This is a genomic window from Robbsia sp. KACC 23696, from assembly GCF_039852015.1.
Lineage (GTDB): Bacteria > Pseudomonadota > Gammaproteobacteria > Burkholderiales > Burkholderiaceae > Robbsia.
In genome coordinates this window covers 294,128-310,293 of record NZ_CP156628.1, presented here as the reverse complement: position 1 = coordinate 310,293, position 16,166 = coordinate 294,128, and the positions used below count along the sequence as shown (strand labels likewise).

At 58.3% G+C, this 16,166-nt stretch carries 15 protein-coding genes; 8 read left to right on the top strand and 7 right to left on the bottom strand.

The genetic code is table 11. The annotated features are described in order from the left end of the window. Positions 1-204 precede the first annotated feature (204 nt). Positions 205-1,971, top strand: coding sequence for a D-lactate dehydrogenase (dld, locus tag ABEG21_RS22745; protein WP_347558833.1), 1,767 nt, complete (start codon positions 205-207; stop codon positions 1,969-1,971). 8 nt (positions 1,972-1,979) lie between these two features. Here dld and ABEG21_RS22740 read toward each other — a convergent pair whose 3' ends face one another. Continuing rightward, positions 1,980-3,053, bottom strand: coding sequence for a LacI family DNA-binding transcriptional regulator (locus tag ABEG21_RS22740; RefSeq protein WP_347558832.1), 1,074 nt, complete (start codon positions 3,051-3,053; stop codon positions 1,980-1,982). On the opposite strand from ABEG21_RS22740, the gene ABEG21_RS22735 reads away from it, so the two are divergent. The 6 genes from ABEG21_RS22735 to ABEG21_RS22710 all read left to right on the top strand — a co-directional run bounded on the left by ABEG21_RS22735 (position 3,052) and on the right by ABEG21_RS22710 (position 9,487). Continuing rightward, positions 3,052-3,198 (top strand): hypothetical protein, encoded by a 147-nt coding sequence (locus tag ABEG21_RS22735; RefSeq protein WP_347558831.1) that lies wholly within the window; start codon positions 3,052-3,054, stop codon positions 3,196-3,198. The two genes, ABEG21_RS22740 and ABEG21_RS22735, sit on opposite strands and share 2 nt — an antisense overlap. 54 nt (positions 3,199-3,252) lie before the next feature. After that, positions 3,253-4,290, top strand: coding sequence for a TRAP transporter substrate-binding protein (locus ABEG21_RS22730; RefSeq protein ID WP_347558830.1), 1,038 nt, complete (start codon positions 3,253-3,255; stop codon positions 4,288-4,290). A 95-nt stretch (positions 4,291-4,385) separates the two neighbouring features. Next, positions 4,386-6,269: a TRAP transporter large permease subunit gene (locus ABEG21_RS22725; RefSeq protein ID WP_347558829.1), complete on the top strand. Its 1,884-nt coding sequence runs from the start codon at positions 4,386-4,388 to the stop codon at positions 6,267-6,269. A gap of 25 nt (positions 6,270-6,294) precedes the next feature. Next, positions 6,295-6,834 (top strand): VOC family protein, encoded by a 540-nt coding sequence (locus ABEG21_RS22720; protein ID WP_347558828.1) that lies wholly within the window; start codon positions 6,295-6,297, stop codon positions 6,832-6,834. Beyond that, on the top strand, positions 6,831-8,117 hold the full coding sequence (locus ABEG21_RS22715) for a ribulose-bisphosphate carboxylase large subunit family protein (protein WP_347558827.1): 1,287 nt from the start codon (positions 6,831-6,833) through the stop codon (positions 8,115-8,117). The genes ABEG21_RS22720 and ABEG21_RS22715 overlap by 4 nt, the downstream gene beginning before the upstream one ends. Beyond that, positions 8,114-9,487 (top strand): four-carbon acid sugar kinase family protein, encoded by a 1,374-nt coding sequence (locus ABEG21_RS22710; protein WP_347558826.1) that lies wholly within the window; start codon positions 8,114-8,116, stop codon positions 9,485-9,487. Before ABEG21_RS22715 ends, ABEG21_RS22710 begins: the two co-directional genes overlap by 4 nt. Here ABEG21_RS22710 and ABEG21_RS22705 read toward each other — a convergent pair. From ABEG21_RS22705 to ABEG21_RS22690, 4 genes are all read right to left on the bottom strand, one after another. After that, positions 9,467-10,396: a PHB depolymerase family esterase gene (locus ABEG21_RS22705; RefSeq protein ID WP_347558825.1), complete on the bottom strand. Its 930-nt coding sequence runs from the start codon at positions 10,394-10,396 to the stop codon at positions 9,467-9,469. The genes ABEG21_RS22710 and ABEG21_RS22705 overlap by 21 nt on opposite strands. 96 nt (positions 10,397-10,492) lie before the next feature. Next, positions 10,493-11,806 (bottom strand): ATP-binding protein, encoded by a 1,314-nt coding sequence (locus ABEG21_RS22700; protein WP_347558824.1) that lies wholly within the window; start codon positions 11,804-11,806, stop codon positions 10,493-10,495. Beyond that, a complete protein-coding gene (locus ABEG21_RS22695) occupies positions 11,803-12,576 on the bottom strand; it encodes a response regulator (RefSeq protein ID WP_347558823.1) in 774 nt (257 codons plus the stop codon). Before ABEG21_RS22695 ends, ABEG21_RS22700 begins: the two co-directional genes overlap by 4 nt. A gap of 94 nt (positions 12,577-12,670) precedes the next feature. Beyond that, positions 12,671-12,901, bottom strand: coding sequence for an EF-hand domain-containing protein (locus ABEG21_RS22690; protein WP_347559068.1), 231 nt, complete (start codon positions 12,899-12,901; stop codon positions 12,671-12,673). A gap of 254 nt (positions 12,902-13,155) precedes the next feature. On the opposite strand from ABEG21_RS22690, the gene solA reads away from it, so the two are divergent. Then, a complete protein-coding gene (solA, locus tag ABEG21_RS22685) occupies positions 13,156-14,340 on the top strand; it encodes an N-methyl-L-tryptophan oxidase (protein ID WP_347558822.1) in 1,185 nt (394 codons plus the stop codon). A gap of 122 nt (positions 14,341-14,462) precedes the next feature. Here solA and ABEG21_RS22680 read toward each other — a convergent pair whose 3' ends face one another. Both ABEG21_RS22680 and ABEG21_RS22675 read right to left on the bottom strand, forming a co-directional pair. After that, a complete protein-coding gene (locus ABEG21_RS22680) occupies positions 14,463-15,152 on the bottom strand; it encodes a hypothetical protein (protein WP_347558821.1) in 690 nt (229 codons plus the stop codon). Positions 15,153-15,815: 663 nt separating this feature from the next. Beyond that, positions 15,816-16,166: a hypothetical protein gene (locus ABEG21_RS22675; protein WP_347558820.1), complete on the bottom strand. Its 351-nt coding sequence runs from the start codon at positions 16,164-16,166 to the stop codon at positions 15,816-15,818.

The window sequence follows — 16,166 nt, the reverse complement described above, 5'->3', positions numbered from 1 at the left end:
AGGCCTAAACCAGATTACAGAAATAGCGGAAATTGCCGTTAAACGGTTTGTCGTCAGCGCATTTTCAAAACATTCTTTTCCTCCAAACCATCCTCACCGTCGAGACCGCTCGAACCCGCTAACAACCCAAAACCCCATCCGATTTCCACGCTATGATAGCGGGCGCCGCAGCGCTTCGCATCGCATGCTTCTTTTGGAAATTTTATGCGACAAGGTTCCGCTATCAAGCCTGAACATCCGCTCTCTATTTCTCAAAATGCCCACGCATTCGTCGGTACGTTGCGCGACATTGTAGGGAGCCAGCATGTCTTGACCGATGCCGACAAGACGCGCCGATATCGCACCGGCTATCGCTTTGGTGGAGGCGATGTCATTGCGGTGGTGGCGCCTGGATCGCTGGTGGAACAATGGCGGGTGCTATCGGCCTCCGTGGCGGCAAACGCTATTGTCATCATGCAGGCAGCCAACACCGGCCTGACAGGCGGATCCACGCCACATGGGGAGGACTACGATCGCCCCATCGTCATTGTGAACACGCTCCGCGTCAATCAGATCCACGTCATCGACAACGGACGACAGGTGATTTGCCTACCGGGCGCCACGCTGGATCAGCTCGAACGCGTCCTGAAGCCGCTGGGGCGCGAACCCCACTCCGTCATCGGCTCCTCGTGTATCGGCGCGTCCGTTATCGGCGGCGTCTGCAATAACTCGGGGGGCTCGCTCGTGCAGCGAGGGCCGGTGTATACAGAAATGGCCCTGTTTGCGCAGATGGACGCGGATGGATCCATCCGTCTGCTCAATCACCTGGGTGTCGCGCTACCGGGCGACCCGGAGCAAGCGCTTTCCACGCTCGAGCAAAAACGCTATGCCGACAGCGACATTCGCTTCGGCGAAGCAGCGGCATCGGATCATCGGTATGCAGCACAAGTCCGCGAGGTCGATGCGCCCACGCCCGCGCGATATAACGCCGATCCCAGCCGATTGTTCGAAGCGTCCGGCAGCGCAGGGAAACTGGGCGTCTTCGCCGTCAGACTGGACACCTTCCCGATCGAAAAGAATGCCCAGGTTTTCTACATCGGATCGAACGATGCCGACGAACTCACGGCGATCCGTCGCGATGTTCTGACCCATCCCGATATCCTGCCAATCGCCGGCGAATATATTCACCGCGAAGCATTCAACGTCGCCGAGGTCTACGGCAAAGACGTTTTCATCATGATCAATAAGCTTGGCACGTCGCGTCTGCCAAGCATCTTCAATGCTAAAAGTCGTTTCGATGCGCTATGCGAACGCTCCCGCTTTCTGCCGAACGGCTTAAGCGACCGCATCCTGCAAGCGGTCAGTCGGCTCTTTCCCTCTCACCTGCCGTTAAAAATGCGGCAGTACCGCGACCGCTACGAACACCATCTGCTGTTGAAAGTCCCCGAGAAATCGGCGTCGATCACGGGCCAGTATTTGGATCAATTCTTTTCTCAAGCGAAAGGAAGTTATTTCCGCTGCTCCGATGAAGAGGGAAAAAAGGCCTTCCTGCATCGCTTTGCCGTCGCTGGTGCCGCCGTTCGCTACCGCGCCGTGCACCGCCAGCAGGTAGAAGAAATCGTGGCCCTGGACATTGCGCTGCGTCGTAACGACAGACAGTGGTTAGAAACACTGCCCCCTGAAATCGATCAAAAATTATCCAAAAAACTGTATTACGGGCACTTTCTCTGCCACGTCTTCCACCAGGACTATGTCGTCAAAAAAGGCAATGACTGGCTCACGGTGGAACACGACATGCTCCAGCTACTGGATGCCCGCGGCGCCGAATATCCGGCGGAACACAATGTCGGACATCTATATCAAGCCAAACCCGCGTTGGCCGATTTCTATCGTAAACTGGATCCCTGCAATTGCTTCAATCCGGGCATTGGCGGTACGCCGAAATTCAGTCACTGGCTATCCGATTCGGTAGACGCGAAAGACACGCTCTGATTTACCCATCAAGGCAAGTTCTCCCGCAGCACGATGGAAAAGGGGACCGGCTTCACGCCATCCAAGGCGTCGCCCTTTCGCCGCAGGTTATCGAAAATCTTCAGGCAGTTTGCAACGATAGCCTGCGGCGTCTGGGTGATGAGCGCGTCCATGGTCCCGTCGATCAATCGTGCGCGGGTGTCCGAAGTCAGGCCGTGGCCGATAAACAGAATCTTGTGCTCCGGCCGCGCTTCGATAATCGCTCTCGCGACGCCTTCCGATCCGCCCCCGCTGTTGTAGATCCCGACAAGATCCGGATGCCGTCCCAATAAACTGCGCATCTGCTCATAGTTTCGTTCGCTATCGTCCTGCCCCTCGCGTAAGCCGAGCACCTCGACGTTCGGAAAAGAGGACTTGATCAAATGCAGGAAGCCGATCTCGCGCTCTTCGTGGCCACGGTAGTTCAAGCTTCCCGCCAACATGGCGATCTTGCCGCATGGCTTGGGACCGAGAAATCGTCCGAGCAGCAGTGCAGCCGTACGGCCTGCGGAGCGATTATCGATGCCCACATAGGCGACGCGCTGCGCGTTGGAGAGGTCCGATATCATCGTGACCGCCGGCACCCCTCTTGCCGCTAGCGCATCGACGGCGTCGCGTACCAATGGATCGTCCAGCGCCATAAAGGCGAGGCCGTCTGCACGTTGGCCGTAATGCAATAGCCCCTTTGCCAGCGCCTCCGGGTTGAAGCTCTCCACATAATGCACCCGGCATTTCATCCGCTGCGCCGTCCACTGGGCATGCGCGAGTTCGATATAGTCGCCCAGCATACGCAGATAGCGATTCGTCCCCGCGGGCATGAGAAACGCAATATGCATCGGCTTTACCGGCGCTTTAATCGGTTTCTGCACCGCCATATCGCGGGGTTCGGTGAGATAGCCGGCTTTTTCGGCGGCAGCCAAGACGCGCTGGATGGTGGCGGGACGCACGCCGTCGCGCGCATTGAGCACGCGGTCCACCGTGGCGGCCGAGACGCCGGCGGCCCCCGCGATGTCGGCAATGCGTGGGCTTTTCAATGACTGTGGCTCGGGTACGGCGTCTGACATGATCGATGAACGCTCCTCGGAAACCATCAAAAACCATCATTTTGTGCGTTTGACAGCACCCACCATGTTCCTTAGGCTTGCCGCTAACGTAAGCCGTTTTGCCCAGCAAGATCAAGCGCATAGGGATGCAGACTATCCGACTTGATGCAATTTGAGGGCTAGGGTTTACATCAAATAACAAAAGACGGAGACAAGCCGAATGACGCGCGCAATGATGCCTGACCGCCGAAGATTTCTATCCGCTGCGGTTGCAGCCCCGCTTGCTGGTTTGGCCGCGAGCGCTTTCTCCCCCGCGGCGCGTGCCGCCGCGCCCGAGTTCCTGTTCAAATACGGCAATAATTTACCGTTGACGCATCCGCTGAATGTACGCGCCCAGGAGGCAGCGAATCAAATCCGCGATGCCTCGAAAGGACGCATGGAGATACGCATTTTCCCCAACAACCAGTTGGGCGGCGACACGGACATGCTGGCGCAGGTGCGAAGCGGCGGCATCGAGATGTTTACGCCCTCGGCGCTGGTGGTGTCCACGCTGGCGCCCGCGGCGGCCATCAATGCGGTTGGCTTCGCCTTCAATGACTACACGCAAGTGTGGAAGGCCATGGACGGTCAACTCGGCGCCTACGTTCGCGCGGCGATGGCAAAAGCGGGGCTCGTCTCGTTCGAAAAGATGTGGGACAACGGCTTTCGCGAGACCACGACCAGCAATCGTCCCATTAATAATGCCGCCGATATGCGCGGTCTCAAAATTCGGGTGCCGGTCAGTCCGCTCAGTATCGATATGTTCAAGGGCCTGGGTGCCGCGCCCGCCAGCCTGCAATTCAGCGAAGTGTATTCCTCGCTGCAAACGCACATCGTCGATGCGCAGGAAAATCCGCTGCCCATCGTGCAAGTGGCGAAGCTGTATGAAGTCCAGAAATACTGCTCCCTGACGCATCACATATGGGATGGCTTCTGGTTCGTCTTGAACCCGCGTGCGTGGCAACGTCTTCCCAAAGATCTGCAAGCGATTGCATCGGACGCCTTCAATCAAGCGGCCCTGAAACAACGCGACGATGTCAGCAAGCTGAACGAGGCGGCCGTCACGGAATTGCAGGCAAAAGGCTTGACCATCAACCGCCCCGCGCCGGACACGTTTCGGGCCGCCCTACGGCAAGCCAATTTCTACGCGCAATACAAAGAGAAATTCGGCAACGAGACGTGGTCCTTGCTGGAAAGTTATACCGGCAAGCTGGTCTGAACGGCACAGGACGCCCACGCATCGGAAAGCGGTTGGCCCGTCCGACATGCCTGTCATTTGTCACTAGGTTGTCATCTCAGTGCGGGAGGTAAGCCATGGCGAACCCGATTTCAGCGACGCAACGCCCTATCGATGGCGTCTTCGCCGGTGGCCCGCGACGTTGGCTCAGACGCTTCGACCGGGCACTGATCCTGTTGGTCGAATGCTTGGTCGCGTTGCTCTTGGCCGGCGAAGTGCTGGTGCTGCTAGCGGGCGTGTTTTGCCGCTATGTGCTTCAGTCGCCCATCGTCTGGTCCGACGAATTCGCCGCCACGCTGTTCCTTTGGCTCTCGATGCTGGGTGCCGTACTGGCCCTCCGACGCGGCGAGCATATGCGCATGACGGCCCTGGTCAGCCGCCTGTCGCCCACGGCACGTGCCTTCGTCGATGCCCTCGCGTTGACCTTGTCCGTGACGGTACTGATCCTCGTGCTGCTCCCGGCGAGCGATTACGCCATCGGTGAGCTGCCGATTCTATCGCCCGCACTGCAAATCAGCGATGGGTGGCGCGCTGCGGCACTCCCGGTCGGCACGGCGTTGATGTTGGTGGTCGGCCTCGTGAGATTGTTCGAATTTTGTCGGCCGCGCGATATCCTGCTGGCCCTCGGCGTATGTGGCGTCGCCGCGCTTGGCGTCTGGCTCGTGGCGCCCGCGCTGCTGGAATTGGGCAAGATCAACCTGATCATCTTTTTCGTCGGCGTCGTGGCGGTGGGTATCTTCAGTGGCCTGCCCATCTGCTTTGCGTTTGCCCTGGCGACATTCGGCTATCTCGGTCTTACCACGCAGACACCGCTCGAAGTCATTGTGGGACGCATGGACGAGGGCATGTCGCATATGGTGTTGCTCGCCGTGCCGCTCTTCGTGTTTTTGGGATTGATGATCGAGATGGCCGGGCTCGCCCGCGCCATGATCCAGTTCCTTGCCAGCCTTGTCGGCCATGTGCACGGCGGTTTGTCGTATGTCTTGATCGGCACGATGTATCTGGTGTCCGGCATCTCCGGTTCGAAAGTCGCCGATATGGCGGCCATCGCGCCGATTCTTTTTCCCGAAATGAAAAAGCGCGGTGCCAATGAAGGCGATCTCGTCGCGCTGTTGTCGACCGCGGGCGCGCAGACGGAAACGGTGCCGCCCAGTATTGTCCTGATCACCGTCGGCTCCGTCACTGGCCTGTCCATATCGGCCCTTTTCACCGCCGGGATGCTGCCTGCATTGGTGCTCGCGATCTTCCTGTGTTTCGTCGTATGGCGGCGCTATCGGAACGACGACCTGACGAAAGTGCAGCGCTTCAGCCGACGCGAAATCGGCAAGATGTTTGTGGTCGCCCTGCCCGCGCTCGCATTGCCCTTCGTGATTCGTGCAGCCGTCGTGGAAGGCATTGCCACCGCCACCGAGGTATCGACGATCGGCATCGCGTATTCGATCGTGATCGGCCTCTTCGTCTATCGCCAGTTCCAGTGGTCGAAAGTGCCACGCATGCTGGTGGATGCCGCCACCTTGTCCGGCGCGATTATTTTCATTATCGGCTTCGCGACGGCGATGGCCTGGGCGCTTACCCAATCGGGCTTCTCCCAGGATCTGGCGGATCTGATGACGCATCTGCCGGGGGGCGCTTACGCCTTCATGGCCTTGTCCATCGTGATCTTTATCGCCTTGGGCAGCGTCTTGGAAGGGATTCCGGCCATCGTGCTGTTTGCCCCCTTGTTCTTCCCGATCGCGCGTATGGCGGGGATCAACGAGATCCATTATGCGATCGTCGCGATCCTATCGATGGGCGTCGGGCTCTTCTCCCCGCCCTTCGGCGTCGGCTACTACTCGGCCTGTGCGATCAGCAAGGTCAATCCCGATGCCGGCATGCGTCCGATCATCGGCTATATGAGCGCGCTGATCGCCGGATTGGTATTGATCGCGGCGGTGCCCTGGTTATCCACTGGTTTTCTCTGATTTACCCTTCTTGCGGAGCATTTTCATGAGTCGTTATTTCGGCGAAATTCGTCAGGCGGGCTATGTCGTGCACGACATCGAGGCGGCGATGGACCATTGGAGCCGTGTACTTGGCGTCGGACCGTGGTTTTATAAAGAGAAAGTGCCAATCGAGGACTACACCTATCGCGGCCAATCCTACGAGGTGCACAACTCGGTGGCGCTCGCCAACTCCGGCAGCTTGCAGGTCGAACTCATTCAGACACGCAATGATGCGCCCTCGATGTACCGGGACTTTCTGCGCGCGGGTAATACGGGATTGCAGCACAACGCCTATTGGACGACGCAGTTCGATGCCGATCTCGCCCGATTGCAATCGGAAGGGTTCAAGGTTGCGATGAGCGGGAACGTCGGGGCCAACGGCCGCTTCGTTTATTTCGATACGGAAAACCATCCTGGCACCGTGATCGAATTGTCCGAGATCGCCGGCCCGAAGGGCACGCTGTTCAAACTTATTCACGACGCGTCACTGGATTGGGATGGATCGAATCCGGTTCGCCCTTTTCCTGATTTGAGCACCCTATGAATGCCACGCATGCGCACACCGAACGGTTCGAGGCGGACTATCTGATCGAAACGCCCTTCGACCCCGCACAGGTGGCCGAAATCATGGCGGGCGAACAGTCCAGCGGCACGTTTGTCCGGGTCGCGAATGAAACCGACGCCTTGCGCGAGCGCAGTCGCGCACAAGTAATCCATATTGCCGAGCTGGAGCCGGCATCGCGCCCAAGCCTCTCGAATGCCTTCCTCACGCGTAAAGGCGTCACCGGGCCATGGCGTCGCGCGATCGTCACGCTGTCCTTTCCCGTCAGCAATGTCGGCGCGAATCTGCCCACCTTGGCCGCCACGGTGAGTGGCAATCTATACGATCTCGGCGAGGTCACCGGCATGCGCCTGCTGACGTTACGCTTGCCTGCGGCGTACCGGCAGCGCTTCGACATGCCGGTCCACGGCGTCAGGGGCACACGCGCGATAACCGGCGTGGCGCGCGGCGCGATGATCGGCACTATCATCAAGCCGAACGTCGGAATGGGCACCGAGGAGACGGCCTTGCTGGTCAGAGGCCTGTGCGAGGCCGGCGTCGATTTCATCAAGGACGACGAGGTGTGTGCCAATCCGGAGCATGCACCGTTGGATGCGCGGGTTCGCGCGGTCATGAAAGAAGTCCGCGCCTACCGTGATCGGGCCGGCCGGCACGTCATGGTGGCGTTTAATATCACCGACGACCTGGACGCGATGCGTCGTCACGCCGAGCTGATCGAAGCCGAGGAAGGATCGTGCGTGATGGCGAGCATCAATTGGTGCGGATTCTCGGCGATTCAGGCTTTACGGCGCTCCACTGGATTGGTCTTGCACGCGCATCGGAACGGATACGGCATGATGTCGCGCGACGAGAGCCTGGGGATGTCGTTTCAGGCCTATCAGACGCTATGGCGGCTCGCCGGCGTCGATCACATGCATGTCCACGGACTGCAGGGAAAATTTGCGCAGACCGACCAAGAGGTCATTGAATCGGCGCAGGCTTGCGCAACGCCATTGACGGCGGACATCGAGGATAGGGTCCTCCCGGCGTTTTCATCGGGACAATGGGCGGGGACCGTGCCCGCGACCTTTGCGGCCACGCAGTCCGACGATCTCTTGTTTATGTCCGGTGGTGGCATCCTCGCGCATCCCGATGGTCCGCAAGCTGGCGTGCTGAGCGTGCGCCAAGCCTGGCAGGCTGTCACCGACGGCGTCACGTTGGAACAGTTTGCAAAAGACGCGCCGGAACTGCGTACCGCGCTGGCATTCTTCGGTGGGCGCGCATGAGCGAGGCACCGGCTTACGGATTCTACGGTGACGACTTCACCGGCGCGACGGACACCCTCGCCCATCTGTCGCGCGCCGGTTTTCGCACGATGCTGTTTTTTAATCCGCCTACCGATGCGCAACTGGAGGCGGTCGGGCCATTGGATGCCATCGGCGTGGCGAGTTCGACGCGGGCGATGGGGCCGGCTGCAATCAAAGCGCAGCTCACCGATGCCGGCGCTCGCTTTGCCGCGCTCGGCGTGCGTCTCTTTCATTACAAGATCTGTTCGACGTTCGACAGCAGCCCGGACATCGGAAGCATCGGGGCCGCTGTCGGTGCATTGCGGCCCTTCTTCCCCAATCCACTGCTTGCGATCGTCGGCGGCCAACCAGGCCCGCGACGCTATTGCGTCTTCGGCAATTTGTTTGCGGCGAGTACGATCGAAGGAGACGGAAGCGCCTCGGTCGTGCGTATCGATCGCCATCCCACGATGGCCAATCACCCCTCTACGCCGATGCATGAGGCCGACTTGCGACAACACCTCGCGGCGCAAGGGCTGTCGCCCATCGCCTTGGTCGATTGCCTGAGTTATCGGCCGTTGGGTGACGTTGCCAGTATCGATCATGACAGCGATACCGATATACGCGCGAAGGTAGCGCCCCATCTCGCGCCAGACGCCACGGCTGCCGCCGTGCTTTTCGACGTGATCGATGATAGCCATCTCGCCATCATCGGGCGCGTACTGGCGCATCACAGCGCGCAGGCGCCCCTGTTAGCGGTGGGTGCCAGTAGCGTTGCCCAGGCGTGGGCTTTTGCAAAAGGCAGAGGACCACACGCGAACCTCGCTGACGGGACTGCGCAAGCTAAACGTCCCAACGAAGCAGCAGTTCCTGATCTTCCCGTTTTTGCTTTTGCCGGTAGTCTGTCGCCGATGACAACGCGCCAAATCGCCGCCGCGCATTCGTATTCGACTGTCGAAATCGATCCGGACAATTTCAATATGCAGACGCTAGGCCATCATGTCGATGACATCGTGAGCCGGCTGAACGCGGGAAAGCATGTACTGGCCTTCACCGGGCGATCCGTGCGTTCGGTGGCGTCGCGCGACGAGACCGCGCGCTGCGCCGCGTCGCTGGTCGCCGCGGTGCTCGCTTCCACCCGCGTCCGACGATTGGTCGTTGCAGGCGGGGACACCTCAAGCTTCATCGTGCAAGAACTAGGCGGATGGGGTCTGTCCTACGTGGCAACCGTTTCGGAAGGGGTCGCCATGTGTCGCTTGCACGCCGACGCCGCCTCGCTGAACGGGCTGGAAATCGCACTCAAAGGGGGCCAGATGGGCGGGATCGATTTCTTCGAGCAGGTGTTGACGTCACTTGGCCCGCGGCAATGACAGGAAAAAGCTGGCGATCGTTTCGCTGGCATCCAGTTGCTGGCTTGCAAAACCGACAACGCGGGGCCGAGCATACTGTGGGCCGCCGGGCCATGCGTGTCCCCCGCCGATTACGGACAGCAGGGTGACAGGTGCACCGGGTGCGCATCCTTGATAACGGGCTTCCATAATCCGCGTTCGATCAAACGCTACAATCGGCGGTAAAAGCTGTTGCGAGGCATGGGTTGAACAATGGTTCTGCTTCGCCCAGAAGGAAGCGGTGGCTGGAACGGAGATGACGTCCCCTCCCTCTCCTGCCCCTCCCAAAGTGGAGACCGCACCGCCGCCGAACGGCATGATTGGATCCTTGGTTCCATCAATTTGCATTACGGCAATCGCGCGACGCGGATGGCAGATCAATACGAGATCGGAAGGTAACGAACCGGCAACGGGCGCGATGCCATGTATTTTCCCGGAAAGATCGCACCCCAGACGCTCGGCAAACAACGCACCATTCGAGATGCCTGTCGCATAGACGCGCTCTTGATCGATTCGGGAAAGATGCGTCATTCGATCAATGAGAGCCGAGACGAAGGCGACATCATCTTGCGGGTTCTTGATACTAGACCGACCGTCATTCCAGTGTTTATCGATGCCATTCGGATAGACGACGATGAAACCTCGGGTGTCGGCGACTTGATCAAGGTGGGTGAGTCGACGCATTCCCTCCCCTTGCATACCCCCACCGTGGAAAGCGAGTATCAGCGGGAAGCCCTCGGCAGGAGGCGACCGATCCGGCACATGGATCAAGAAAGTACGAATATGATCGTTGATCGTCAACTCCCCTTGCTCATCGTTTGCGAAGGCGAAGGGGGATAGCAAAACGAAAGACCAAGCCAGCGCGGCATGAAATATTTTCTTAATTTTCATTTATTCCGCACTCCAAATCATATTTAAGAACAGCGTTGCTCCGGGCGAACTCTGCTTCCCTCTCCGAAACGTCGCGACCTTCATGCCGCATCTTTATTACGCTTCAGGCGCGACACGTATCGATAGCGTCACATCCAATCCCCCACGCTCGCGGCGGCGCAAAGTGAGGTCACCGCCGTGCTCGCGTATTATCCGCGTTGCAATTGCAAGGCCGAGCCCTGTTCCGCCGCGTCCCTGATCGACGGCATTGCCGCGTCGGAACGGTTGTTGAATGACGGGAAGCAAAGCCTCAGGCACGCCTGGCCCCCGATCTTGAACTGCAACGTAGACGAAATCTTTCTCGGCCCACGTCTTTACGTGCAATCCACGTTGACCATAATCCGCCGCGTTCTGCATGACGTTCATCAGCACCCGAAGCATGCTGACTGGCCGAAACTGCACCAGCGGGAGCGCCCCAAGCGAAAGATCGAAAAAATGCCCCAAGCCCGAAAAATCGGCTGCGATCTGCGTAACCAAAGCATTCAGATCGCCCTCCTGCGGCGATTCACCTTGTGCGCCACGTGCCAGATCGATGAATTGTTGCAAGATTGCATCGATATCCTCGATCGAGCGTTCCGCGATGGCGGACTGCGAGGCGTCGTGGCGTAATGCAATCGCCAGACGCAACTTTGTCAGCGGCGTACGGATGTCGTGAGAAATGCCGGCCAGCATTGCAGCGCGTGTCGCCTCCATTTCCGCCAGGCGCGCGGTCATGCCGTTGAAGGCCGACGCAACCGATGCAATCTCGACGGGTCCGGTGGTCGGAATGGGATCAGGCCAGACATCGCGACCCACCCGATCCGATGCCCGCACCAATTGCTGCAACGGCCGATTGATGCGGCGATGAATAGCGAAGGCGGCCAGCACTGCCAGCAAGCTCTGAAAAAATGACAACGATATCGCGATCCATGCGCGCGGGTATCGCTCGCCCCGCTTTGCCGGCAAGGCGATCCAATAGCTATCGCCATCGGTGTTCATTTGCACCCAAAGCCGGGCGGCCGGCGGACCTGGTTCCCATCGCAATTGCGTACCTTCCGGGAGGTGTGCCGCCAAGGCGCGCAAGAACACCTTCAATTCGTAGCTGCCGAACGGTCGTCCGGTATCGATGGGGCTATCGATCGATCGTCCCGGCAAGCTTGATTGCCGATTCAGTCTCTCGACATAAGGCGCGCGTTGCGCGTCAGGCAGTTCGGCAAGGAGACGCTGAACGAGCACGATCTCCTGACCGAACACCCCGGCCGCATCCTCCAGGCGCGGTTGCTGCACGAAGAACATAAAAACCAGCACCGCGACGATCTGACTGACCATGACGGTGGCGATGAGCAGCGCGATATTGCGTCCGAGCAAGCTGGATGGCCAGAGCGTCTTCATGCGACCACGTCCGCCGCAAGCATATAGCCAAGCCCCCACACCGTCTTGATATAGCGCGGCTGCGCAGGCTGGTCTTCGATCAGTTGCCGTATCCGTAGCACTTGTACATCCACGCTTCGCTCACTGGCCTCGTATTCGCGCCCACGCGCACGCAATAGCAAATTGTCTCGGCTAACGGCACGGTTTGGCGTGCTCGCCAACGCCTGCAATAGCCGCGCCTCGGCAGAATTTAAGACAACTTCCTCGCCGTCCTTCAATAACAGGCCGCGCGGCACGTGAAACGTAAAAGCACCGAATCTCAATTGCGTCGGTGCGAATGGCACGTCGCCGCGCAGGACTTGCTGCCGGCGCAAGATCGCACGGATGCGCGCGACGAGTTCCCGCGGCAGAAAGGGTTTTGCAAGATAATCGTCGGCGCCCGTCTCCAGTCCGATCACTTTATCGATTGGATCGCCACGCGCGGTCAGCATCAGAATAGGGATGGTCTGCCCTTCCGCGCGTAGGCGTCGACACACCGAGAGACCGTCCTCGGGCTCCATCATCAAGTCCAGCACGAGCAGATCGAATGACTGACGCTCAAGAAGGCGTTCGAGCCGCACGCTATCCGGGACGGTGCGGACGTCGAAACCTTCGCCGGTCAGAAAACGCTGCAACATGTTGCGCAGCTCGGCTTCGTCGTCCAGCACCACGATACGGTCGACACGCGTCGGTGCCCCGGTATCGCGCGCTATTGCCCTTCCCGCCTCGTTATCCGCTGTCGAATCGGTCATCGACGCACTCCTTCCCTCCCGGCAAGCTGGCCGGCACATATCGCGTGGCAGACGTGGAGCGAGTCCCCACGACAGTCACGGCAATCATAAACGCTCAGCCGCCGCGCTGCCTCTGCATCGCCGCGACAATTTGGTCCAGCGTGATGCTGCCGCGTTTCTCGGTATCGATCTGATCGAAATGCGCCGCGACCCTGGGCATACCGGCTTCCGCCTCGCTCCGTGTCAGGCGCCCGTCGTGATTCGTATCCGCTGCCTGAAAACGCGCGGTCAATTGTTGCATGCCGCTGCTCTGTGCAAAGGCGGTGCCGATCGCCCCGCCCGCCATGCCCAGGCACAACGTGGCTGAAAGCACGAGGCGTGCAGGGGTGATACGTCCGCTGTAGCGGCGGGGAGAAACCGTCGTCATGCCTGTCTCCTAACGGAAAGATTCCTTAAAGCAGCGAGTGTAGGCGCGGGGGGAAAAAACCGGGTTTCAAGCCCGTGAGAAATTATGTCGCCTGATGTCATGGCGCGTTTCTCGCAAACAGACAGAAATGCGGCGTGACGATAAAATCGGCCGATCCATTGAGGGTTTTCCGAATGAAAACAGACACTGTCGCCGACGTGATCGTCGTGGGCTTGGGAGCGTTTGGCAGCGCCACCGCTTATCAACTGGCGAAACGCGGGGTGCGCGTCTTGGGCATCGATCAGTTCACGCCGCCGCACGACCGCGGCTCCAGCCACGGCGCAACGCGTATCACCCGCATGGCCGTGGGTGAAGGCGAGGTGTATGTGCCGATCATCAAGCGCTCTCATGCTATCTGGGACGAGCTGGAACGCGATACTGGCGCCACACTCTTCCATCGCACAGGGGGTCTTATCATGGGCCTGTCCGGCGAGACCAGCCATCACGGCAGAACGGACTTCATCAAACGATCCATCGACACCGCCGTTCAATTCGGCATACCCCATGAAGTGCTCGACGCCGCCGAAGTGAGGCGACGCTATCCCCAGTTCCAAACACAGGACGATGAAATCGCCTACTTCGAGCCGGGCGCTGGTGCGCTCGTGCCGGAATCCTGCGTGCAAGTGCAGTTAGACGAGGCCAGACGATTAGGCGCTGATTTGCGGTATGGCGAAAAGGTGCTGTCGATCACGGAGCAAGGCGATAGCGTCACGGTGCGCACAACAAGCGGCGACTATTCGGCCGCCAAGGTGATCGTCACGGCGGGGCCGTGGGTGCCCGGGATGGCCGGTGGTGTTGTACAGGCGAATCTTCGCGTGATGCGACAGACGTTGCATTGGTTCGCAACCGATGCGCCGCAATGGTATGCGCCGGAGCGCTGTCCGGTTTTCATCTGGATGCACGGTCGCGGCGACGATGAATATCTTTACGGATTTCCGATGGTGGATGGCAAACCCGGGGTCAAAGTGGCTTCCGAGCAGTACTTTGCGGAGACCCTTCCGGATCAGTTTGCGCGCGCTGTCGAGACGGAAGAATCGGAGGAGATGTACGACCGGCATGTGAAGAACCGACTCCGTGCGCTTCAACGCCAAGCTGTTCACGCTGCCGCCTGCTTATACACCGTCAGCACCGACTCGCACTTTATCGTCGATCGCTACCGCGACATGCGCAATGTCCAAGTCGTATCGGCCTGCTCGGGGCACGGTTTCAAAAACTCGGCGGGACTCGGGGAACAATTGGCGTTGGCGGCGATAGAGGGTGTCACGGATGCCGGTCGCGCCGAAACGCTTGCGGCGTTTTCAGTTTCCCGCTTTTGTTGATGTTGATGTGGCAGGGGTGGCACTAATCGTGGAGATCCGGGCCTTTCCGCCAACGATTTTCATAGATGCCGCAATGGGGCTATCCGCTAGACAATTGGAGAATACGGCAGCAAGTGACGTCATCAGGCTCGCTTACTTCTCTGCCATTTTACCCACTGAACGATAGTCCCCGCGTAAATTGGAGCGCATTGCGAAAAATCCAGGATGACATAGAACCAGAAGTGCTTCGGGTCCGTGTGTATATCGGCGACATGTCGGCCGTGACGCGCTTGCCCATGACGCAATAAATACGTCAGCAAGCAAGTCATGAAGATTGAAAGTGCTATCGAGAATGCCAGCCAGAATGCATTCCACCGTGACCAGGTGGGCTTCGATCGTTTCTGCGTCGGCGCCCGCTCGAAATCGGGAACCAAGGGCCTAGCTGGCGTGATGCCAGGATCGTTAAGCCCGCTCTCACTACGCGTCACTTGGCTGACAGCTGAAGGACGCCAAAACCACCGTAACGTGACCGGAAAAAATCCGCAAATCAACGCAGCGGGCCCCGCGTAGATCAACATCGCCAGGAAATAATTCAAATGCCTCGCCGGCGATTCGTAAAAATTCAATAGCGCCGCGCATACCATCGCCGCCGTTGCGATCTGATAGATCCATGCGACGCGGACACGTTTGACCAGAAAATACGCCATCGCACCATCAACCAAAAATGCGATAACGAGGAAATCGAGTCGATGCGCTGCCTCCGCCGGTGAATTAGTCGAGATGCTCAGCCACAGACCCACCGTCAGCGAAAATAAGGCGAGGGCACGGACCATAGCGGCCCCCAAAAAATAGCTGACCGGTGTAGGCCATCGACGGTGCGTGACGCCATCATCCGCCGAATTTATTATTTATCTTTTTTCTCTTCGTAGGTCTTTATTTAACCCGATTTTATCGCTCGATGTGGAAATTCGGAAGAAAAATGGATAATTGAAAGCGGTTCGAAAGGCCGGGTTTCCAAAGTGTTGCTCGACGTGCGAAGAGGAGTATCGGCCTCCTTGAAGCATGACTCCAAGAACCCGGCGGAACTGGGAAGCAATTTGGCCTTTGCGGCGATAAACGGCATCACGGCCGCCGATCACGTCGAAGCATCCGCAGAGTTCTTATCTTCCCGGTTTAGCTGATGCTTATGCGGCGGTAATAGCGTTTTATCCGCTCGCCATGGTTCCGTAGTAGCCCGTCCACGATCCTCCCAATTTGCACCGCGGTAAGAACACATTCGCGATTTCTCTTCTATTCCATCGCGTACATCATGGATGCGTTGCGTCATAGGTTTAGGGCGATGCGACGAACATACCAGATATGTTTACCGCCCCCCCGCCCTGAATCTCAGTGTAAAACACTGGTGGCTCATACATTCAGCCCCATCCTCAAATCTTAGGCAAGAAATTGTCGTGGGCAACGCCTTTTTATCCAAAGATTTCAAAGTTTTATTCATTTCAAAAACACCATTTTCTTATTGCCACATTTACATTTTTTTCAACAGTAATGTGAAAAATAATACCAGAAAAAACAGATGTAAATACTATGAAAAAATACAATAGATAAGAATCAATTGAAACGAAAATTTTTAACTTTGCAGACAATTTGCACAGCACAGAAACAACGGGCAAATGAACAAGATATATAGCATAAGACGAATCCCCCAATTTCTGAAGTATTAAAGGAACAGTGACACGGCCATCTCGCTCCCATCCCACAAACGCCCAAATCATTAAGAAAGTAGCAACTCCATAACCAAGCTCCAGCCACAACCCCATTTTAATATCAGAAAAGAAAAATGTCGCCAA